The 20,993-nt window shown below is 69.8% G+C and carries 20 protein-coding genes; 10 read left to right on the top strand and 10 right to left on the bottom strand.

Annotation, left to right across the window (positions count from 1 at the left end; translation table 11 throughout):
- Positions 1–11: 11 nt before the first annotated feature.
- The 4 genes from ACQP0P_RS07580 to ACQP0P_RS07565 all read left to right on the top strand — a co-directional run bounded on the left by ACQP0P_RS07580 (position 12) and on the right by ACQP0P_RS07565 (position 3,349).
- Entirely contained in the window at positions 12–674 is a 663-nt protein-coding gene (locus ACQP0P_RS07580) for a hypothetical protein (protein ID WP_433372741.1), read from the top strand.
- Between the two features lie 275 nt (positions 675–949).
- A complete protein-coding gene (locus tag ACQP0P_RS07575; protein ID WP_433372738.1) occupies positions 950–1,651 on the top strand; it encodes a hypothetical protein in 702 nt (233 codons plus the stop codon).
- Positions 1,648–2,481: an ABC transporter permease gene (locus ACQP0P_RS07570; protein ID WP_433372735.1), complete on the top strand. Its 834-nt coding sequence runs from the start codon at positions 1,648–1,650 to the stop codon at positions 2,479–2,481. Before ACQP0P_RS07575 ends, ACQP0P_RS07570 begins: the two co-directional genes overlap by 4 nt.
- A 1-nt stretch (position 2,482) precedes the next feature.
- Positions 2,483–3,349, top strand: a complete 867-nt coding sequence (locus ACQP0P_RS07565) for an ABC transporter ATP-binding protein (protein WP_433372732.1) — start codon at positions 2,483–2,485, stop codon at positions 3,347–3,349.
- A 45-nt stretch (positions 3,350–3,394) separates the two neighbouring features.
- Here ACQP0P_RS07565 and ACQP0P_RS07560 read toward each other — a convergent pair whose 3' ends face one another.
- From ACQP0P_RS07560 to ACQP0P_RS07545, 4 genes are all read right to left on the bottom strand, one after another.
- Positions 3,395–6,019 (bottom strand): DUF6493 family protein, encoded by a 2,625-nt coding sequence (locus ACQP0P_RS07560; protein ID WP_433372729.1) that lies wholly within the window; start codon positions 6,017–6,019, stop codon positions 3,395–3,397.
- On the bottom strand, positions 6,016–7,353 hold the full coding sequence (locus tag ACQP0P_RS07555) for an SWIM zinc finger family protein (protein ID WP_433372725.1): 1,338 nt from the start codon (positions 7,351–7,353) through the stop codon (positions 6,016–6,018). Before ACQP0P_RS07555 ends, ACQP0P_RS07560 begins: the two co-directional genes overlap by 4 nt.
- Positions 7,354–7,507: 154 nt before the next feature.
- Positions 7,508–7,771, bottom strand: a complete 264-nt coding sequence (locus ACQP0P_RS07550) for a hypothetical protein (protein ID WP_433372722.1) — start codon at positions 7,769–7,771, stop codon at positions 7,508–7,510.
- Positions 7,772–8,515: 744 nt separating this feature from the next.
- Positions 8,516–8,935, bottom strand: coding sequence for an ATP-binding protein (locus ACQP0P_RS07545; protein ID WP_433372719.1), 420 nt, complete (start codon positions 8,933–8,935; stop codon positions 8,516–8,518).
- A 374-nt stretch (positions 8,936–9,309) separates the two neighbouring features.
- On the opposite strand from ACQP0P_RS07545, the gene ACQP0P_RS07540 reads away from it, so the two are divergent.
- From ACQP0P_RS07540 to ACQP0P_RS07525, 4 genes are all read left to right on the top strand, one after another.
- On the top strand, positions 9,310–10,053 hold the full coding sequence (locus ACQP0P_RS07540; protein WP_433372716.1) for a helix-turn-helix domain-containing protein: 744 nt from the start codon (positions 9,310–9,312) through the stop codon (positions 10,051–10,053).
- Complete coding sequence (locus ACQP0P_RS07535; RefSeq protein ID WP_433372713.1) at positions 10,041–10,253, top strand: DUF397 domain-containing protein; 213 nt, start codon at positions 10,041–10,043, stop codon at positions 10,251–10,253. The genes ACQP0P_RS07540 and ACQP0P_RS07535 overlap by 13 nt, the downstream gene beginning before the upstream one ends.
- A 258-nt stretch (positions 10,254–10,511) precedes the next feature.
- Positions 10,512–10,808, top strand: coding sequence for a nucleotidyltransferase family protein (locus ACQP0P_RS07530; protein ID WP_350953807.1), 297 nt, complete (start codon positions 10,512–10,514; stop codon positions 10,806–10,808).
- Positions 10,798–11,175, top strand: a complete 378-nt coding sequence (locus tag ACQP0P_RS07525; protein WP_350953809.1) for a HepT-like ribonuclease domain-containing protein — start codon at positions 10,798–10,800, stop codon at positions 11,173–11,175. The genes ACQP0P_RS07530 and ACQP0P_RS07525 overlap by 11 nt, the downstream gene beginning before the upstream one ends.
- 159 nt (positions 11,176–11,334) lie before the next feature.
- On the opposite strand, the gene ACQP0P_RS07520 is transcribed toward ACQP0P_RS07525, so the two are convergent.
- The 3 genes from ACQP0P_RS07520 to abc-f all read right to left on the bottom strand — a co-directional run bounded on the left by ACQP0P_RS07520 (position 11,335) and on the right by abc-f (position 15,777).
- Positions 11,335–12,213: a DMT family transporter gene (locus tag ACQP0P_RS07520; protein ID WP_433372709.1), complete on the bottom strand. Its 879-nt coding sequence runs from the start codon at positions 12,211–12,213 to the stop codon at positions 11,335–11,337.
- A 252-nt stretch (positions 12,214–12,465) separates the two neighbouring features.
- A complete protein-coding gene (locus tag ACQP0P_RS07515) occupies positions 12,466–13,995 on the bottom strand; it encodes a DUF2079 domain-containing protein (RefSeq protein WP_433372706.1) in 1,530 nt (509 codons plus the stop codon).
- A 147-nt stretch (positions 13,996–14,142) separates the two neighbouring features.
- Positions 14,143–15,777 (bottom strand): ribosomal protection-like ABC-F family protein, encoded by a 1,635-nt coding sequence (gene abc-f, locus ACQP0P_RS07510; protein WP_433372703.1) that lies wholly within the window; start codon positions 15,775–15,777, stop codon positions 14,143–14,145.
- A gap of 302 nt (positions 15,778–16,079) precedes the next feature.
- On the opposite strand from abc-f, the gene nagA reads away from it, so the two are divergent.
- The gene (nagA, locus tag ACQP0P_RS07505; protein WP_433372700.1) at positions 16,080–17,216 is read left to right on the top strand and encodes an N-acetylglucosamine-6-phosphate deacetylase; all 1,137 of its coding nucleotides are present in this window, start codon (positions 16,080–16,082) and stop codon (positions 17,214–17,216) included.
- Between the two features lie 165 nt (positions 17,217–17,381).
- Here the strand turns inward: nagA and ACQP0P_RS07500 are convergent, their stop codons facing one another.
- The gene (locus ACQP0P_RS07500) at positions 17,382–18,500 is read right to left on the bottom strand and encodes a GuaB3 family IMP dehydrogenase-related protein (RefSeq protein ID WP_355551611.1); all 1,119 of its coding nucleotides are present in this window, start codon (positions 18,498–18,500) and stop codon (positions 17,382–17,384) included.
- 72 nt (positions 18,501–18,572) lie between these two features.
- A complete protein-coding gene (gene guaB / locus ACQP0P_RS07495) occupies positions 18,573–20,054 on the bottom strand; it encodes an IMP dehydrogenase (protein ID WP_433372697.1) in 1,482 nt (493 codons plus the stop codon).
- A gap of 293 nt (positions 20,055–20,347) precedes the next feature.
- On the opposite strand from guaB, the gene ACQP0P_RS07490 reads away from it, so the two are divergent.
- A complete protein-coding gene (locus ACQP0P_RS07490) occupies positions 20,348–20,725 on the top strand; it encodes a DUF5319 family protein (RefSeq protein WP_326635634.1) in 378 nt (125 codons plus the stop codon).
- 55 nt (positions 20,726–20,780) lie between these two features.
- Here the strand turns inward: ACQP0P_RS07490 and ACQP0P_RS07485 are convergent, their stop codons facing one another.
- Positions 20,781–20,924: a hypothetical protein gene (locus ACQP0P_RS07485; RefSeq protein WP_433372694.1), complete on the bottom strand. Its 144-nt coding sequence runs from the start codon at positions 20,922–20,924 to the stop codon at positions 20,781–20,783.
- Between the last annotated feature and the right edge of the window lie 69 nt (positions 20,925–20,993).

The following is a 20,993-nucleotide window of genomic DNA, read 5'->3' as shown; positions in this document are numbered from 1 at the left end:
CGTCACCACACGTGGAAGCGGCCGTACGGGGGCTGCACAGGGCGTGGGCCCTGCTGGCGATGGAGGCCCGGCTGCTGAATCCGGCGATCTGGCTGGCCTCCACACTGATCATGGGGTTCAGCATGATCTTCATCCTGGCCGAGAGCACTGGAACTGGAAATCGCGCGGAGTTCACACTCGCCCTCGCCGCCCCGCTGATCGCCATGGCCGGTGTCGCCGGATCGTGCGGCCCCGCGCATGATGACGCCTTCGAACTGGTCGCCGTCACGCCGACGTCACCGCGCGTCATCATGCTGGCCCGGGTGACGCTGGTGTTCGGCTACGACCTGCTCCTGGCGCTGCTCGCCTCGGCGGTGCTGGCACCGCTGGACGCCGCCCCCGCCGGACTGGCGTCACTGATCATGGCGTGGCTGGGGCCCATGGCTGCGCTCGCGGGGCTCAGCCTGCTGTTGTCGGTGTGCTGGAACCCCGGCGGCGCAATGGGGGTCGGGCTGTCGGTGTGGGCCCTCTACGCGCTGACCGCCACCGACGTGCCCGTCCCGGACGGCCTGCGACACCTCTGGACGACCAGCCCTGCCACGATCGCCCTCGCCATCGCCCTGACACTCGCCGCCATGATCGCCGCGGGCACGGGTGAACCTATCCGGCGCGCCCGCGCAACTCACCGGTCTTGACTTCCTCCCCACGGCTGAAGCCGGGGGATTCCAACCCTCACAGGTCGAGTTTCCTGCTTCACTGCCAGTCGCCCGCCAGGAGGATTCCCCTTTGAGGTCTTACACCGGCTCCACAGGCGTTTTTCCTCTCCGCCGGCCCGGCGGCGAGGGTGGTGCAGGTCATGCGTGCGGCGGCTTGGTTATCGCCACCGTTCGAACATGTTAACCCACGCGGCGCCGTGCCGCGTTTCCTTCCCACGCCTAAAAGCGGGGGTCTCCACGCTGAAAGGACTTAGATGAGATCACTCGACCTCTGGTCGCACGAGATAAAAAGGGCCGGTCCCGCGGCCCTGCTGGCCCCGCCGGTCCTCGTCCTGCTCATCGTGCTTCTCGTCGCCTTCGGCGCGCGGCTCGGCTCCCGGGAGGAGAACACGGCGCTGTTCCTGATGACGATCCTGGAAACGGGGGTCCCGCTGCTGACCGGCATCACCGCCACCTCGCTGATCGGCCGGGACCGCGCGGTGGAACTGCAGCTCACCCTGCCCAGGGGATACCGCCCGACCCTGCTGCGCCGCCTGGCCGTGATGGTCGGGTGGACGGCCCTCTGCGCCCTGGCCGCCTCGGCGCTGCTGATCGTCACCGGCTGGTGGGACCTGCTGCCCGCCGCGTCCCACGGCCTGGCCGGGCAACTCGCCTGGCTGTCCCCCATGCTCTGGCTGACGGCCCTGGGCCTGCTCGCCGCGGCCACGCTCCGCAGCGCCGCTGCCGCCGCCGCCCTCATCTCGTTCGTCTGGCTGTTCGAACAGATGCTCGCATACCTCTTCCAGGAGAACCAGATGCTCCGGCTGCTCCACCTGTTCGCCACCACGCACGGGACGGTGCCCGGCGACTGGCTGCCCAACCGGCTGACCCTGCTGTCGATCGCCGTGCTGCTCGCCGCCGCGGCCTGGCCGCTGCTCGGCAACGCCGAGCGGATCCTCGGAGGTGAGGTCGAGTGATCGCGGCCTTCCGCTACGAGTTCCGCATGCAGATCCGCCGGCCCGTCCTGTGGATCGTCTACGGGCTGACCTTCGCGGTGACCGTTGTCACCCTCTACCCGGCGTATGTGGATCTGCAGCGGGGCAGTGACAGGGGCGACCCGACGACGGCCATGATCGTGTCGGCCGACCTGCTCATGACCCTGCTGCCCATCGTCTACGGATGCCTGCTCGCCGACCGGCTCGTCCGTGACCGGCGGCTCGGCGTCGTCGGGGTCCTGGACTCGACCCCGACCGGTCACACCATCCGGTTGATCGGCAAATACCTCGGCGCCTGCGCGGCCACCGCCGTGCCACTCGCGCTCGCCTACTTCGGCCGGGCCGTGGTCTACGCGATCGTCGAGGGCGAGCCCTCCGCGCCGGGCTGGGCGACGGCGGTCTTCGTGACGACCATCGTCCCGGCGCTGCTCTTCGTCGGAGCGCTCGCCCTGGCCGGTCCGCTGTTGATGCCGCCGATGCTGTTCCAGGTGCTGTTCGTCGTCTACTGGTTCTGGGGAAACCTCATCCCTCCCAGGATGATGCCCACCCTGGCCGACACCGTCCTCTCGCCCAACAGCCAGTACGTGGCCTATGGCCTTCTCGGCTACCGGCCGGCACAGCAACCACCGGACGTCCTCCTGGAACCCGGCTACTACACCTACGGCGGCCCCACGTTTGGAGGTGCCGCGCTGGACTTCCTGCGGCCCATGGCCAGCGTGCCCGTCGCCCTCCTGTGGATCGGCGTGATGCTGGTGCTCGCGGTCTTCGTCCTCTCCCTCGCCCGTCTCCACGCCATCCGGACGGAGTCCTGACATGCGCATCGAGATCTCCCGCCTGACCAAGACCTACCGGGGCGGCGTGCACGCCCTCGACGGGCTCGACCTCGACGTGCCGACCGGCATGTACGGGCTGCTCGGCTCCAACGGGGCGGGCAAGACCACGCTCATGCGCATCCTGGCCGGGCTGCTCAAGCCCACCTCGGGGACGGCCCGCATCGGCGGGCACGACATCGCCACCGCCGACGGGCGCCTCGCCGTACAGCGGAACCTCGGCTATCTCCCTCAGGACCTCGGCGTCTACCCCGACCTGACCGCGCGGCAGTTCCTGGACTACATCGCCCTGCTCAAGGGGATCGACTCCCGCTCCACCCGGCGACGCCGGATCGGCGAACTGCTGGAGGTGGTCTCCCTCACCCAGGACGCCGACCGCAGGCTCAAGGGCTTCTCCGGCGGCATGCTGCGCCGGGTCGGCATCGCCCAGGCACTGCTCGCCGATCCCCGCCTGCTCATCGTGGACGAGCCGACCACCGGCCTGGACCCCGAGGAGCGGATCCGGTTCCGCACCCTGCTCTCCCAGCTCGCCGGCGACCGCACGGTCCTGCTCAGCACGCACATCGTCGAGGACGTGGCCCAGACCTGCCGGTACCTCGCGGTGCTCACCAAGGGGCACTTGGCGTTCCGTGGAAACGTCGAAGAGCTGGTCTCCCAGGCCGACCACCGGGTGTGGACCCTGACCACCCCCGGCCCCGCCCCCTCGCACGGCAGGATCGTGGCCGCCGTCCCCGAGGGCACCGGAATGCGCTACCGGCTCATCGCCGCCACCGCCCCCGACCCCTATGCCCGCCCGGCCGAACCGACCCTGGAGGACGGCTACCTGGCCCTGATGGAAACCGGCCGCTGACGCCCTGTTCCTCCGAGTAGGTGAACAAGCGCGACCGGACCGCGGTCAGCGGAGCCGGTCGCGCAGGCGCGCGCACTCGCGGGCGAAGCGGCTGCCGCGGCCGCTCGCCGCGTGGGCCGACACGATCGGGATCTCACCGCGAGCGCCCGTCCAGGCGGCCACGTCGGCGGCGAGCGCCACCGCCTCGGAGTGGACGACGGTCGGGCGCTCACCCTCGCCGGGCAGCAGGCCCGGCAGCATGCTCACCAGGATCCTCCAGACCTGCTCGTGTCCTCCCCGGTGGGCGGCCTCGGTGAGAGAGGCCAGCACCGGACGAGTCTCGGCCCCGGTACGGCGGATCAGGAGCGCGAGCTGGCGGCCGACCGCCTCGGCGGGCAGATCTCCGCCGGCCGCCATCCGCAACAGCGTCGGTACCGCCTCCGTGTCCCGCCCGGTCAGGAAGTAAGCCAGGATGAGCGCCGTCGCGTCCCCCAGCGGGCCGCCTGCCTCGGCCAGGTCCGCCAGATGCGACGGCCAGACTCCCGGCCTGCTCCACCGGTGGAGCAGATGGGGCAGATAGTTGACGGAGACGACCTCACGGTGCGACGGCAGGACCGCCGGCCACCAGTCCATGAGGTAACCGTGATCCGTCCCGCACCACTTCGGCGGCTCGCGCAGCAGTTCGTCGATGAGGTCGTGCCCGGTCGGCTCCGCCCGCAGCACCGGCACCAACCGGACCTCACCGGCGTGCCACGGCTCACGCTCCTCGACATGGCCCCACTTCAGACCCGTCTCCGGGTCGGGCAGACCGCCTTCGGCCAGCCATGCGGTGAGCGCCGCCGCGGCCCGTGAGCCCACTCGCGCGGCGCGCTCGGTGGCGCCGGGATGGCTCCCCCTCGGCAGTCGCAGCAGCGCCTGCCGCAGGTCGGCGGCCAGCGGTTCGACACCCGCGGCCGCGCACGTCTCCAGCCGGTCCACCAGCGTGTCCGGGTCGAGATGCCCGGTCATCACCGTGGGCGTCGCCAGCAGGACGGGAGGCAGCATCCCCTCCCTCAGCGCCGCGTAGAGCTCGCTGAACCGATGCAGCAGGAACAGATGCGGCGGGGACACCCGGTGGGGTTCCGGCAACCGCCGGGACTCCAGCACGGAATCGGCTCCAGGATTGATCACCGCCTTGGCAAGGGCGGCGAGCCAGCAAGCGGGGTCGAGCCAGTGCTCCGTCGTGTACAGGTGGTGAGATGCCTCGCGGAAGACCGGTGCCATCTCCGCACGCAGGGCCGCGCGGTCGCTCCCCGCCTGCGCGACGAAGCCGGCGAGCCACCGCTCGCCCGCCACCCAGTCGTGCAGCTCCCAGCCTCGCAGGTTCAGCGTGGGGGCGGGAAACCGGCCGGGTTCCGCGAGGACGGGCAGCACCCCGGGGGTGAACGGCTCCGGCGTCTCCTCCGGCGCGGTGTCGCCGCCGAACCGCGCGACCACCCGCGCGCCGAGCGCCGCGGGCAGCAGGGGGACGGCCTCGGCGATCAGCGCCGAACCCGTGTCGAAGGCGGCGGCGTGCTTGAGGACGAGCTGGGCCGCACGTCCCTGGACCTCGTAGGAGGTGTGCGCGAACGCGGTGACAAGCGCGGGCGCCAACTCGTCGGCGCGCGCGGGCGCCCGCCGCACCTCCTCGTTCAACCAGCTCAGACCCGCACGGGCCAGCTTGACCTCGGCCCTGAAGGTCAGCGCGCCGATCGCCTCGGCGACGTCGGCACCGTCGTGCGGACCGGTACGGCGCACCTGGGCGAGCGCCAGTTCGGCGACCGTGCCGGGGGCGGCGGGGAGCAGCCGCAGGTAGTCACGCACCCGCGCGGCCGACTCCTGCGGCGTCGGGTCGATCATGTCGTGCAGCCGTACGAAGAAGCGCAGGTCGATGGCGTCACCTCCGCGCAGGAAGCGGCTCACGCAGCCGTCGAGGAGCTCCGCGCGCGACACCCGTCCGGTTGTGAGGAGCCGCCGGAGCAGGGAAAGCCACCGGGTGGGCGCGGGCGTCAGCCGCTCCTCCCGCAGGGCGCGGCCCGCTCCCTCCGCCTCGAAGATCCTCGGCAGCAACGTGCCGACCAGCGGGTCGTCGTCCACCATCGTGGCGGAGAGCCAGGCGACCACGAGCGGGTCGTGCTTGGGCGGCTCACAGCCGGAGGCCCGCAGCAGCGGCAGTGCCAGCGGGACGATGCGATCACCCGCCGTACGGATCTTCCTGGAGAACCGGCCCGCCACATCGGCCTGCCAGTCGGCAGGCCGGGTGGCCAGCACCCGGACCACATCGGCCAGATCCGGCTGCGGCGCCCACCGGGTGGTGAGCTCGCGGCGGGTCAGCCAGGCGACCACGGCGGCGGGACCCGAGATCGTGCCCGCGCCCGCGATCCGCAGCGGCGTCCCGAACCCGGCGAGCGCGTCGCCCGTCATCTCGCGCAGGATCGCCTGACTCTCCTCCTGCTCCCAGGCGGTCAGATCGCCCTCTTCGCTGACGTCGTAGTCGGCCGGCAGGCTCTCACGGGTCATCCGCGCGGCGGTGTCGCGCAGTTCCCCGAGGAGCTCCGGCAGCCGACCCGCCACCTCGGCGCGCTCGGCCTCGGTCAGCGCGATCACGCGGTCGGCCAGCGCACTGGTCTGGCGCTCGGTGACGAGGTCACGCACCTCCTGCCAGGCGGTCACGGGGCCACCTCAACGGCGGTACGGGCGACGATCCTGGCGGCCAGCACGTGTTTGCACGGCCCGCGCGAGCCGCGATGGTCCCACCACCACGGGCAGGTGCACGACCCCTCGGCCAGACCGACCTCGCGCACTCCGCCCTCGGTCCGCACCCGCGCCGAGTCACCGGCGATCCGTACGGCACCGGCCTCGACCAGCGCCCTCGCGGCGGTCAGCCGGGGGTTGAGGTTCCGCACGTGTTCCCTGTCATAGGGCAGTTCGCGGTGGAAGTGCGCGGCCTCGGCCAGGTCGTAGCCGACCCGGCCGGCCGTACCGAGTTGGGTGAGGGCGGCGCGGACCCGCGTGCTGGACAGACCGGCACGGTCGGCCAGCAGGCCGATCTCCACCTCGGGCTCGAAGTTGAGCAGCATGCCCACCAGATCGGCGTCGGCCTCGGCCTCGTCGGTCGCGAGATCGGCCAGCACCGCGCCCTCTCCGGAGAAGCCGCGCCAGCGCTGCGGCGACAGCACGAGCGTGTAGCGCATCCCCGGCAGTTCGAGCTCCCATCCGCTCGACGCCGCGGCGCCGGTCTCGGCCGGGCCGTACACCTTGAGGCTCTTGGCGAAGCGGAGCAGGGGCAGCAGCGTCGCCAGGCGTCCCACGCCGGACAGGCACACCGCTCCCGCACCGGGCCGGTCACCGACCCGCAGGTCACGGCCCGCGGGAGCGACCCAGAGGTCGGCCGTCGCCCGCTTGGGCAGGGAGCGCAGGAACCGCACCGCGCTCATACCTGTCGGCTCGGCCCTCAGGTCCATGCCCGCCGCGATCACCTGAACCTCGGCGAAGCCCCGCAGCCACCGCTCGGGCAGCGGTACCTTCTTCTCCACCACCGCGCCGTCGAGCGTCGTCACCGTCAACTCGTCGGCGCCGACGCCGAGGTGGAGCGGGTCACGCGGGCCCACCCTGGCCAGCGCCTCGCGGAGCGGCCCGTTGACGTCGACGTTGGTCGTCCCCCGGTCGAACACCTCGCCGTCCAGGGCGCCGTCGAGCACGTCGAGCCGGGCGTAGACCCCGCCGCAGGCGGAGAACGACTCGAACCGCAGCCGGTCACCGCCGCACGTCACGACCGGGTCGCGGGTCCACCCCGGACGCGGCTGGTGGTAGCGGGTGAGGGCCACGTCGGCTATGCCCAGCAGAGCCGCGGCCGCGGGCGCCGCCTGCGTCACCACCCCGCTGAAGAACCTGGGCGCGAGAGCGGGGCCGCTGAGGGCTCTGCCACCGGACGTCGACAACCCCAGACGCCCGTCTACCAAACTGGAAGGCGCGGCGTAACTGTACGCCTGCGTCGTACTTGTCATGGGCCGGACACTAGACATCGTCTCCGACAAAAGCGCTGTGGTGACGGATCAACCGAACAGCCGGACATCCCTGCTCACCGAGAGCAGCAGGACCTGCCCCTTGAGCGAGCCCGCAGAGGATGGCTTTCCATCGAACTCCCAGCGGATTCGCAGGTCAACCTGACAACTGCGCCAGCTCGGACTCCCGCATTCGCTGGCGCAGTTCGTCGACGTTGGCGGCCTCCACCCTGATGGCATGAGGGGCGTTCCACTCCGCCATCGCGATGAATCGGCGGCTGCCCACCCCGTACATGACGGTCCAGGCGGGTTCCAGCCGGTCGAGCTGAGCGGCTGCCGCCCGCTGCGCGTCGTCCCACCGGCCGGAACGCACCCTGACGATGGGCGCGCCGGCCCTGTGCCGTCCTGAAGTCGCCCTCATGTCGCGCCCCCTCGTCGTCCGCGTGGAGCGGTGAGATCGGGCGAGCGCCCCCGACCTGGGGCTGCGGCCGTTGTCGGTCGCGCGTGCCGTCCGAGTCTGGCCTGCGGAGCAGCGGGCGGGGAGACCTTCAACGGTCGCGTCGACACCGCGGCCGGCAACGAACCGCACAGGCCAAGACGCCGCCGCGCGGTCATCCGGGCGTGAACCTGCGCGGGTGTGGGCTGCTCCCACAGGTGGTCACGGCGGTGCGGCAGGCTGCGCGCCTCGTGAGCCGTAGGGGGCGTGACCGCACCACCGGCAGCCGAGCGGCAACGGTGGGCGATCCTTGCTCCAACGCATCCGGATCACCCGGGGAGCTCTACTCTCTGTCATGGGTCAGGGTCTCTTCCTGATCAAGGGTCCGTCTGTACGTCTCCAGCGCCGGGCGAACCCGCTTCATTGGACCGATCGTCAGCCATTTTCAGGTCGGCTCGAATTTCGACCGCCGACCGAACAGGGCCGATGCTTCCGCCGTGTCGGCGAACACCCTTCTCCCTTCATCGTGGAGATGGGATGCATTCCGGGTGGTTCAAGAAATATGTGATCGGAATCGCATAAACCGTTATCGCGTTCAAACAGCAGCCGGTCGGCCCCCGGCAGGACTCTCGTCGGGGAGTGAGAGCGGCGGAACACGCCGATAGGGGGAAGGTCGCATTCAGCTTTCCTGCCGGGGGCGGCTCTATGTGGTTAACCAGTGGTTTTCGATTAACCGATGGTCGTGACCGGTGCGGCGGAGCCGGAGGAAAACTGATCGGCGGTGCCGGGATGCTCGGCGAGGGGGTCGGCGGGCAACTCACACCAGACGGTTCGCCCTCGGCCCCGGCCGTGGTCGCAGCTCCCCCAATTGCCCTGCGACAGCTCGTCGACGATCATCAGGCCGCGCCCGAACTCGACCCTGGCGTTCTGGATCGCCGTACGGGGAGCCTCACGGCGTGGCGCGTCGAACACGGCCCCCTGGTCGGTGACCTCTATCCGGATGATCGAGCCACACCGGAACAGGGCGAGCCGGATCGACTCATCGACCTGACCCCGATCGGCGTGCTTGAAGGCGTTGGTGGTCAGCTCGGAGACGACCAGTCGCACGGATTCATAAGCGTGATGGTCGACACCGAGCAGTTCACCCACCACGCTCCGGGCGCGGGAAACCGATTCGGCCGTACGCGGCAGGAAAACTTCTCCGAGTTTCTTTGACTCCGATTGCATGATTGTGGCCTTTCGCCCCGGTGTCCGCACCGGCGTGGCGGCTCCCACTGAATATGTTGACCGGAAATCCGCCACCTGTTGACTTGTCCATCGACCATCCCAAACAATGACTACCGCCGGTAGTCGATTCACCACACAATCAACACACGAACACCGCACGGCGCTGCACGCTCGCTGTGCATTCCCTGTGCGATGACGGGAGGAGCATGACCGAGAGAACCGCGGACCAAGAGCCTTTGATTGCACCTAGCCTGCAATTCGGGGCACTACTTCGTGAATACCGCACAGCCGCTGGAATGCGACAAAAAGACCTGGCCGCCATCCTGGGATGGTCGGTTTCCCAGATCAGCATGATCGAACGGGGCGAACGTGCCGCCAAGGAGGAGTTCGCCAGCAAGGTCGACGAGGTTCTCAACGCGGGCGGCGCGTTGCTGTCGGCCTGGCGGAAGGCGAACGAGCAGGCCACCCGCCTGCCGACCTGGTTCCGGCGCTGGGTGGAGATCGAGCAGAGCGCCGACTCCCTGCGAACCTGGCAACCACTGATCGTCCCCGGCCTGCTCCAGACAGCGGACTACGCGCGGGCGCTTCTCAGCGGCAAGCCGGGGGTCACCAACGATCGGGTGGAAACAAGCCTGGCCGCACGGATAGACAGGCAACACATCCTCGACCGGGAAGACCCGCCCATGCTATGGGTAGTTCTGGACGAAGGCGTCCTCACCCGCCCGGTCGGCAACAAGGCGGTGATGGCCGGACAGATGGATCATCTTCTCGCGATGGCGGCACGCCCGCGCGTCACCGTTCAGGTGCTCCCCCGCGACTCATGGAGCACCACGGGGCTCATGGGAGCGTTCGCGATCGCGCGCGGCCGGAACATGCCCGAGATGGCCTACGCCGAGTCCTCCGTGTACGCCCAGGTGACCGGTGATCCCGACGAGGTGGCGGAGATCACCGCAAGATACGAGACGATCCACGGTGAGGCCCAGACGCAGCGAGCCTCATCCGACCTGATCAGGGAGACGAGAAAGCAATGGACGACGTAACCAGGGAACTCGGCACGGCCGCGTGGCGCAAGTCCTCGCTGTCCGGCGACAACGGCGGCGACTGCGTGGAGATCGCGAAACTGTCCGGCGGCCACCGAGGCATCCGCGACAGCAAGAACCCCGCCGGCCCGGCCCTGACCCTCACCCCGACCCAGTGGACCACCTTCCTGCGCAGCGTGCGGAGCGGCGAGTTCGACTGACCCCCGTTTTTCGGAAGCCTCTGGAACCGACATCCAGGAGATTGAGCGGGCCGACCTGGAGAGGCATCGGCTGAAGATGACTGGCCGGTCCCGAGAACGGTCCGGGACCGGCCAGAACCTTGAAGATCAGCTCTCCGGCGCACAGCTTGGTGATCCTGCGGAGAGGCAGGGCTCGCTGGACCCGAATCAGATCGGCCCAAGAGGGCCGGAGCATGCGGCGACGCGGCCGAGATGGCAGCATGGGACGTGGGAGGTGTCATGAGCGTTGACTTCACGGCCGTTTATACGCATTTGGTCAGACTGTGCGAGAAATACGGTATTGCCGAGTTGGCTGTTTTCGGATCGGTTGCTCGTGGCGAGGATCACGAGGGAAGCGACGTCGACCTCCTCTACGTCCTGAGGCCGGACAGTGACATCGGGATCGAGTTCTTCGGTTTCCAGGAGGAGCTGGAAGATCTGCTCGGCCGCAAGGTCGACGTGGTCTCCAAGGAAGGCCTCCACTGGGTCATCCGGGACCAGGTCCTCGATGACGCCCAGGTGCTGTATGCAGCGTGAGGGCCTTTACCTGGTGGACATCGTGGAAGCCGCCAGGAAGATCGCCTCCTACCTCGAAGGTGTCTCACCCGAGGTGTGGGCCACTGACTCGATGCGCCGCGATGCGGTCATCTGGCAGCTCTCCATCATCGGTGAGGCCGTCGGAGGAATCTCGGACGAGACCCGAGCCTCCACCCCTGAGATCCCATGGAAGCTGATCAGAGGGCTGCGTAACAACGTGGTCCACCGATACTTCAGCGTCGACTGGAAGATCGTGCACAGCGCTGCCACGGTGAATGTTCCCGAACTGGAGCGGCAGGTACGAGATCTACTTCAGCGTGCCTACCCAGACCTCTTCAAGCGCCTGCAGCAAGAAGAGGCGCGCTGAGCCCTCAACTGATTGAGATCTTTAGCCGGATTGCGGATCAAGGCCATGATGAGAGCCGGGCGGAACGCCTTGTGCTGGGGCGCCGATCGTGCCGCGCGACGCCGCAGCACCGAGGCAGAGCATCGCTGGTCGCCGCGGGTGACACCGGGACCGCAGAGATCACTGCCGCTCCCCACCCCGGCGCCGAGGAGCATTTCGCGTCGGCTTGGCCAGAAACGAGGACCGGCCGAGGATGACGATGCCGGTCACCAACGCGATCAAGCCGGCCACCACCGCCGCGAGCGCCTCCGGAGTGACCCTCAGGCGCTCGGAGAAGATCGCCACGCCCAGCACGATCCCGGTGATCGGCTCGGCGGCCGTGGTGGCCGGCAGCGAGATCCGGAGCGGGGCGGCGTCAAACGCGCTCTGGTTGAGCAGCAGCCCCACCACCGCGACGCAGGGCAGAAGGTACAGCTGCCAGGTACCGGCCAGGTTCAGCCCGTTGTTCAGCGTGAGCAGGGAGCTGCGCGTCAGCACGTCCTGCAGCCCGTACAGCACCCCAGCGGCTGCCGCCAGCAACATCGCCTTGACATGCAGGGAACGCCGCAGACCGAACAGGACCAGCCCACCCGCCACCACGATCACCGAAAGCACCGCCAGCCACCGCATGGAACCCGGTCCAGGCAGAGTCCCGCCATGGGGCCGGCCGCCGTACAGGAACAGCGCCACTCCCCCGCCCACCAGCACCGCGCCCAGCTGTAGCATGCGTCCGAACGGCTCCTGGTAGATGACATGGGCCGCGGTCAGCGCGAACAGCAGGTTCATCGCCAACAGCGGCACCACCTTCGCCACGTCCGCCTCCCGCAGCGCGAGAGCGCCGAGGATCTGGCCGCAGAGCATCAGCCCGACCCCGGCCAGCCACAACGGCGTGCGGATGAGGTCCAGCAGCAGGCGCAGGTGCAGCATGTCCTCCAAGGGACGGCGGTACGCCGCATGCTGCTGTGCGACGAAGCCGAGGCCGAGAAGGCACGCCGCACCCAGTGAGATCGCGATGACCACAAGCGGTGACCTGTTTCGATGTCCGGTCCGACAGAAGGGGCACCAAGCGGTGAAGGCGTTCCCCGCACCCTGACCACCCGTGCCCACTACGTGAGTGCTCCGGCCCGGCAGGCTGGTGCCGAGTGGGCCCCCGAACAAGCCTTTCCCCGAACTCCGGCACCGTATCCGACCTGCCGGACTTTCACCTGAATTACAGCGGGGAGGCCCCCTCGGCCCACGCGAAGGAATGTGCGGACGCTCTCCGCCAGAAGATCAGGTGCGGTGCAGGACCACGTAGCCTTCGCGTTCGTAGACGACCCGGTAGCCCTGGCTTCTCAGTTCGTCGATGTGCTGGCGTTGGCGGTCGAGCGAGATCCAGGGGTAGGCGGCGCGGGCGGCGTCGGCGACGATCCAGGGGGCAGTGGGGGGTCTGTCCTCCCACAGCAGGACGGTGGTGCGGGCGGACAGGCGGGGGCCCACGTGGTTGGCGGCCGCGACGACCACGCCGGAGGGTACGGCCGCGACCGCCTGCTCGGCCGCGACCACATCGGGCTGTTTCTCGTAGAAGGAGGGCCTGATGAGCTGGTCGAAGGGGAATCGCGGGACGAGGGTGAGCGCGACCGCGCAGACGGCTGCCGCCCAGAGCAGCGACGCGCCGCGCTCGCTCAGGCCGGGTTCGCGAGCACGGGCCCAGCGGATCACCCGGGCGGCTCCGTCGACTCCCGCGCAGAACAGGACGGCCACCGTGATGGCGCTGTGGTGGAAGTCGGTCACCCACCACTGCGCGCGGTCGGAGAGCATGCGCTCCAGCAACTGGGGGAGTGCGAACAGCGTCAGCGGGGAGAACAGGCAGGCCAGCAGGGTCGGCCACAGCAGGAAGGCCAGCGTGTCGAGCTTGACCTGCGGGCTGAAGACGCTGCCGAGGACACCCAGCGGGTCACTGAGGACGCGCAGGACCACCGCGGACATGTCGCCACCGAGGTGGCCGTACGCCCAGTACATGGTGGAGTCGCCGCCCACGAACGGGATGAGGACGGCGAGGACGAGACCGGTGTACAGCAGACCGACCCCCATGTACATGACCCCGTACACGACCCCGTGCAAGGTCCCGTGCCGGCGTCGCACCTGGAGCAGGACATACCCGCCGAACCCGACGAGCATCAGCCCCATGTCCTCCTTGACCAGCAGCAGTGCCGCCGCCGCCAGCGCGGTGTGGCCGTGTCTGCCGGCGCTGAAGCGTTCGATCATGAGGGCGGTGAGCAGCGGGGCGAACGCGGCCTCGTGGAAGTCGAAGTTCACCGCCCTCGCGATCGGCCAAGACAGCGCGTAGGCGACGGCGACCAGGTAGGCGGGGCCGGTGCCGAGCGTCCGCCGGGTGAACAGCCACAGCGGCGGTATGGCCAGCGCGAACAGCGCCGCCTGGGCCACGATCAGCGTCTCGGGGCCGTCATACAGCCAGTACAGCGGGGCCAGCACCGCCAGGATCGGCGAGAAGTGCTCGCCCAGCTGCACGAAGTCCATGCCCAGGCCGAGGTTGACGCCGCGTACCGGGCTGGTCGGGGCGCCGAAGGCGGCGAAACCCCGCACCGCCTGGTCGAACAGCGTCAGGTCCATGCTGGTCGCCCGGAACAGGTCGTACCTGACCAGCCCCAGCAGGCAGTAGACCCCGGTGGCCGAGAGGACCATGGCGGCCAGGGCGATCACGTGCCGCCTCCGTGCCGCCAGCCGGAGTGCCGCGGGGATCGCCATGGGAATCGCCGACCGAAGGCTCGCCCGCTCGGCCGTGTCTGGCTGCAAGCCCACCTGTCTCGTCTCCAGCGCGCCGAGTACCAAAGTGATCAAAAGCTAGCATCCCGGACATTTGTGAGTGGCGCCAAACCCTCCAACCATGACCGGCCCCGAATGCTCGTACGCCGCATCCGCGAACGTGACCTGACCTGCCCCGAAGGGTCACGCGTCAGGAGCGCTCGTTTCGAGCAGGCGGCCCTCGGAGAGGCGTAGCCGGCGGTTCACGCCGATCTCGGCGAGGAACCGCTCGTCGTGGCTGACCACCACGAAGGCGCCCTCGTACGAGCGCAGGGCGCCTTCCAGCTGGGCGACGCTGACCAGGTCGAGGTTGTTGGTCGGCTCGTCCAGCAGCAGCAGCCGGGGCGCCGGTTCGGTGTACAGGACACAGGCCAGGGTGGCGCGCAGCCGCTCGCCCCCGGAGAGCACCCCGACCGGGAGGTGAACGCGGGAGCCCCGGAACAGGAAGCGGGCGAGCAGATTCATCCGCTCCGCCTCCGGCAGCCCGGGGGCGAACGCGGCCAGGTTCTCCGCCACGGTGCGGTCCAGATCCAGCAGGTCCAGCCGCTGGGACAGGTAGGCGACCCGGCCGTCGGCCCGCCTGACCCCGCCGCCCTCCGACTCCAGCTCGCCGTTGATCACGCGCAGCAGGGTGGACTTGCCGGCGCCGTTGGGACCGGTCAGCGCGATCCGCTCGGGTCCCCGGATCGTCAGGTCGGCCCCCTGCCCGGCGAAGAGGGCCCGCTCACCGTGACGAACCTGCATCCGCTCGCCGAGGAAGACCGTACGGCCGGCCGGGACGTTGGTCCCGGGCAGCTCCAGCGAGATCCGCTGCTCGTCGCGCAGGGCGCGGCCCGCCTCGTCGAGCCTGGCCCTGGCTCCGCTGACCCGCGCGGCGTGCCTCTCGTCCGCCTTCCCCGCCGACTCCTGGGCGTTCCGCTTCATCGTCCCGGCGAAGATCTTCGGCAGACCGGCGTCCTTGAGGGTGCGGGCGGCGTTGCCCGCCCGGCGCGCGGCCCGCTCCCGGGCCTGCTGCATCTCCCGCTTCTCCCGTTTGACCTCCTGCTCGGCATTGCGGACGTTCTTCTCGGCGACCTCCCGTGCGGCGCGCACGGCCTCCTCGTAGAAGGTGAAGTTCCCGCCGTAGGAGCGGATCTCACCCCGGTCGAGCTCGGCGATGCGGTCCATCCGGTCGAGCAGTGCCCGGTCGTGGCTGACCAGCAGCAGGCAGCCCTTCCAGTCGGTGAGCACGTCGTAGAGTCGGTGGCGCGCGTCAAGGTCGAGGTTGTTGGTCGGCTCGTCGAGCAGCAGGACGTCGGGCCGCTTCAGCAGCTGTGCCGCCAGGCCGAGGGAGACGACCTGGCCACCGCTGAGGGTGTGCAGGCGCCGGGTGAGGGAGACGTCCCCGAGGCCGAGCCGGTCCAGCTGGGCGCGGGTGCGCTCCTCGATGTCCCAGTCGTCGCCGACGGTGGTGAAGTGCTCCTCGCTCGCGTCCCCGGACTCGATGGCGTCCAGCGCGCTGATCACCGGGGCGATCCCCAGGACCTCGGCCACGGTCAGGTCGCCGACCAGGGGAAGCGTCTGGGGCAGGTAGCCCGGCACCCCCCGTACCGTGACCGAGCCCGCGGTCGGGCGAAGTTCACCGGCGATCAGCCTGAGCAGCGTGCTCTTGCCGGCGCCGTTGGGCGCCACCAGGCCGGTGTGTCCGGCGGGGACGGTGAACGAGAGGTCCTCGAACACCGGGGTGTCGTCGGGCCAGGAAAAGGACAGGTTGGAAACCACGATCAGGGCGTCGGACATCGAATCGCTTCCGCGTTCGGCCGGCACGGTGAGACCCGCCCGGCGAAATGGTCAGGACACGAAGACATCACCGATCGGTGGCCCCGCGATGGGCGCGTCACCGACGGCGATGTGATCCGGTATCACCCGGAGACGTCTTCTTCGCCTGCCATGTCATGTTCCGTTCCGTCGTTACTGGCCGACTACCTTATCAGCAGAGAGCCTTTCTCTCATCGTCAATAAATCAGGGGCCCGGCGAACCGACGACACCCCACGGTCGCGTCGGGAGCGGCTTCTTCCGGGAACCCGAGAGGATGGGGACCATGAGCATCACACTCGCTGACGCACGCATCGTGACCCCCGAAGGTGTCCACGGGGGCTGGCTCACCATCGAAGACGGCCGCATCACGCATGTGGGCCAGGGCTCCGCGCCGGGGCCAGGACTCGGGCTGGGCGGACGGTATGTCGTGCCGGGTTTCGTGGACATCCACAACCACGGCGGGGCGGGCGGTTCCTTTCCCACCGGCGACCCGGAGCAGGCGAGCCGGGCCATCGAGTTGCACGCCCGGCACGGCACCACCACGCTGATGGCCAGCCTGGTCACCGCCTCCCTTGACGACCTGGCCGGAGCCGCCGCCGCCCTCGCCGACCTGTGCGAGGACGGCCTGCTGGCCGGGATCCATCTTGAGGGCCCCTACATCTCCACGGCCCGGTGCGGCGCGCACAACCCGGCGCTGCTCCGCGACCCCTCGCCCCAGGAACTCGCCGGACTGATCAAGGCCGGGCGCGGCCACGTGCGGATGGTCACCATCGCCGCCGAACTGCCCGGCGCGCTGGACACCGTACGGGAGGCGACGGCGAGCGGCGTGATCGCCGCCCTCGGCCACAGCGACGCCACCTACGCCCAGACGATCGCCGGGATAGCGGCGGGCGGCAGTGTCGCGACCCATCTCTACAACGCGATGCCACCGCTGCACCACCGTGATCCGGGGCCGATCGCCGCGCTGCTCCAGGACGAGCGAGTCACGGTCGAGCTGATCAACGACGGCGTGCACCTGCACCCGGCCATGACACGCCTGGCCTTCGAGGTCGCCGGCCCCGGCAGGACCGCGCTGATCACCGACGCGATGGCGGCGGCCGGGATGGGCGACGGCGTCTACGGGCTCGGCCCGATGAAGGTGGACGTCGTGGACGGGGTGGCCCGGCTGGCCGAGGGCGGCACCATCGCCGGCAGCACCCTGACCATGGACGTCGCGTTCCGGCGGGCCGTGCGCGAGGTGGGCCTGTCGCTGGCCGAGGCGTCCGAGATCTCCTCCCTGACCCCCGCCAGGGTGCTCGGCCTCGCCGACCGCCTGGGGTCCGTCTCGGTCGGCAAGCAGGCCGACCTGGTGGTGCTCACCGAGGAGCTGGAGGTCTCCGGCGTGATGCGCAGGGGCACCTGGATCACCGAACCCCGCTGAATCCCCCACCCCCGGGTCCATGCGGCCGGAGGGCCGGACCCGGGGGTGTGCCGGATCCGCCCGGCAGGCCGGGTGCGGTCCGCGGGGAGGAGATCATCTCGGCGACCGGTGACACCTGAGAAACGGCGAACGCCCGGCCACCGGGCCGGGCGTTCGCGCGAGATCTCAGCCGGCCTGCGGGGCGACGACCACCTCGACCCGCTGGAACTCCTTGAGGTCGGAGTATCCGGCGGTGGCCATCGTGCGCCTGAGCGCGCCCATCAGGTTCATCGAACCGTCTGCCACCGAGGAGGGGCCGTGCAGGATCTGCTCCAGCGTGCCGATCGTGCCGAACTCGACCCGCTTGCCCCTGGGCAGCTCGGGGTGCTGCGCCTCCGACCCCCAGTGGAAGCCCTGGCCGGGGGCCTCGACGGCCCTCGCCAGCGGCGAGCCGACCATGACCGCGTCCGCGCCCACGGCGATCGCCTTGGCGATGTCGCCGGAGGTGCCCATGCCGCCGTCGGCGATGACGTGGACGTAACGGCCGCCGGACTCGTCCATGTAGTCGCGGCGGGCGGCGGCCACGTCGGAGATCGCGGTGGCCATCGGCACCGCCACGCCCAGCACCGTGCGGGTGGTGTGCGAGGCGCCGCCGCCGAAGCCGACGAGCACCCCGGCCGCGCCGGTCCGCATCAGGTGGAGCGCCGCGGTGTAGGTGGCGCACCCCCCGACGACCACGGGGACGTCGAGCTCGTAGATGAACTGCTTGAGGTTGAGCGGCTCGGCCCTGCCGGAGACGTGCTCGGCGGAGACCGTGGTGCCGCGGATCACGAAGATGTCCACGCCCGCGTCGATGACCGCCTTGTGGTACTGGACCGTGCGCTGCGGGGAGAGCCGGACCGCCGTGGCCACCCCGGCCGCGCGAATCTCCTCGATGCGGCGGCCGATCAGCTCTTCCTTGATCGGCGCGTTGTAGATCTCCTGCAGCCGCCTGGTGGCGGGCTCTCCCTTGAGCTCGGCCACCTCCTGCAGCAGCGGCATCGGGTCCTCGTACCGGGTCCACAGCCCTTCGAGGTCGAGCACGGCGAGACCGCCGAGCCTGCCGACCTCGATGGCGGTCTTCGGCGAGACCACGCTGTCCATCGGGCTCACCACGACGGGCAGCTCGAAGCGGTAGGCGTCGATCTGCCAGGCGATCGAGACCTCCTCCGGATCGCGGGTACGACGGGACGGAACGATGCCGATATCGTCGAGCGCGTAGGCACGACGGCCGTTCTTGCCGCGGCCGATCTCCACCTGAGTCATATGTCTGTCTTTTCCGTTCCGTGGCGTGCATGGCGCACGCCACGTTTTCACGCGTGCGCGGTACGCGCCGCTCTAGCGACCGTGGTAGTTGGGGGCCTCGACCGTCATCTGGATGTCGTGCGGGTGGCTCTCCTTGAGGCCCGCCGACGTGATCGGCATCAGCTCGCACCGTACGTGCATCTCGGGGACCGTGCGGCATCCGGAGTACCACATGCCCTGGCGCAGGCCGCCGACGAGCTGGTGGGCCACCGCGGCGACCGGGCCACGGTAGGGGACCTGCCCCTCGATGCCCTCGGGGATGAACTTGTCCTCGGTGCCGACATCGGCCTGGGCGTAGCGGTCCTTGCTGAACGAGGCGCCGCCGCGCTCACGGTTGCGGACCGCGCCAAGCGAGCCCATCCCCCGGTACGACTTGAACTGCTTGCCGTTGATGAAGATCAATTCGCCCGGGGACTCCTCACAGCCCGCCAGGAGCGATCCGAGCATGACCGAGTCGGCCCCGGCCGCGATGGCCTTGACGATGTCGCCCGAATACTGCAGGCCACCGTCGCCGATCACCGGAACCCCGGCCGGGCCCGCGGCGAGGGACGCCTCGTGGATGGCCGTCACCTGCGGGGCACCGACGCCGGCGACCACCCGGGTGGTGCAGATGGAGCCGGGTCCGACACCGACCTTGACCGCGTCGACCCCCGCGTCGACCAGCATCTGGGCGCCCGCACGGGTGGCGATGTTGCCGCCGATCACGTCGACCTTGCTGTTGGCCTTGATCTTGGCGATCATGTCGGCGAGGCCCTTGGAGTGGCCGTGCGCGACGTCCACCACGATCACGTCGACCCCGGCCTCGATCAGCGCGCTCGCCCGCTTCTCCGCGTCACCGCCGACGCCGACGGCCGCCCCCACGACGAGCCGGCCGTTGGCGTCCTTGGTCGAGAGCGGGTACTTCTCGCTCTTGGTGAAGTCCTTGACGGTGATGAGCCCGCGCAGCCGCCCCCCGGCGTCGACCAGCGGAAGCTTCTCGATCTTGTTCTTCCTGAGCAGGTCGAACGCGTCGTCGGTGGAGACCCCGACCGGCGCGGTGACCAGCGGCATCGGGGTCATGACCTCGCGCACCGGACGGCTGTGGTCGCTCTCGAAGCGCATGTCGCGGTTGGTGACGATGCCGACGAGCACGCCGCTCGCGTCGGTCACCGGCACGCCGGAGATCCGGTAGGTGGCGCAGAGGCGCTCGACGTCGGCGAGCGTCTCGTCGGGAGAGCAGGTGACCGGGTTGGTGACCATCCCGGCCTCGGAGCGCTTGACGAGGTCGGCCTGCTGGGCCTGATCCTCGATCGACAGGTTGCGGTGCAGGACGCCGATGCCGCCCTGGCGCGCCATCGCCACCGCCATGCGGGCCTCGGTCACCGTGTCCATCGCCGCGGAGATCAGCGGGATCCGCAGGGTGATGCCCCGCGACAGCCGCGTGACGGTCTCGGCCTCCCCGGGTTGCAGGTCCGAATACGCGGGCACCAGCAACACGTCGTCGAACGTGAGCCCCCGATCGGTGAATTTGGCCATCTGCAACCCTCCTGCCGCGGCGCTCTCATGAAGGGGAAAGGCGCCGACCCCCGGGTCACAGTTTAGAGTCTGACGCCAAACCTGGTGGACCCGGGGGAAAAGCCGGAGGCCCGAATCTCCCACCGGAGTCGCATACTGGTGAACAGCCGGGTTTCCGGTGCGGGCTGGAGATCTTCACGTTCCCGCTTCCAGGACCTCCCGGCCACCGCGGTCGCCTGCCCGTACCGCCCCGGACCGTCATACTCGTGCCGGTTCGGGGCCTGTCTATCACATCCAGGCCATAAGGTGGGATCGTGCTCGACGATGTCCCTCGCGACCCGTTCGCGGATGACCCCGACGACCCGGCGGCGGCGCTGGGCGATCCCGACGATCCCGAGCCGCTGACCACGGACGAGCGCGACGAGGCCATGACCGACCTCGCCGACGTGGAGGTTTTCCGCTCACTGCTGGAGCCCCAGGGCGTGCTCGGCCTGGTGCTCGACTGCCCCGAATGCGGGGAGCAGCACTACTTCGACTGGGAGTTGCTGCGCGGCAACCTGCGCCAGATGATCGAAAACGGCCAGCCCCAGGTGCACGAGCCCGCCTACCAGCCCAACCCCACCGACTATGTGAGCTGGGAGTACGCCCGAGGCTACGTGGACGGTGTGATCGACACCGAGGAACACCGCTGATCCACGTCGTCGGTTACCCCGGTCCGCCCGCCGTGCGCCGTGCACACGCCCGGGATCAGCCGGACTGCGTGATCGACGCCGAGGAACACCGCTGATCCACGTCGTCGATCAAGGCGGCCAGCAGGGCGACCGCGGCGTCCGGCGTGGAGACGGGCGCCCTGCGCGAGAGCGCCTCCACGAGGGCGTCGGTCTCGGTCACGGCCGGATCCTCGTCCGGCCCGTATCTTCGAGCCGGACGTCGCGGGTGAACCGTTGTCATGATCGTTCT

The sequence above is a fragment of the Streptosporangium sp. CA-115845 genome (genome assembly GCF_050943795.1).
Taxonomy (GTDB): Bacteria; Actinomycetota; Actinomycetes; order Streptosporangiales; family Streptosporangiaceae; genus Streptosporangium.
Note: the sequence above shows the minus strand (reverse complement) of the source record. Positions and strands in the feature narration are given on the sequence as shown.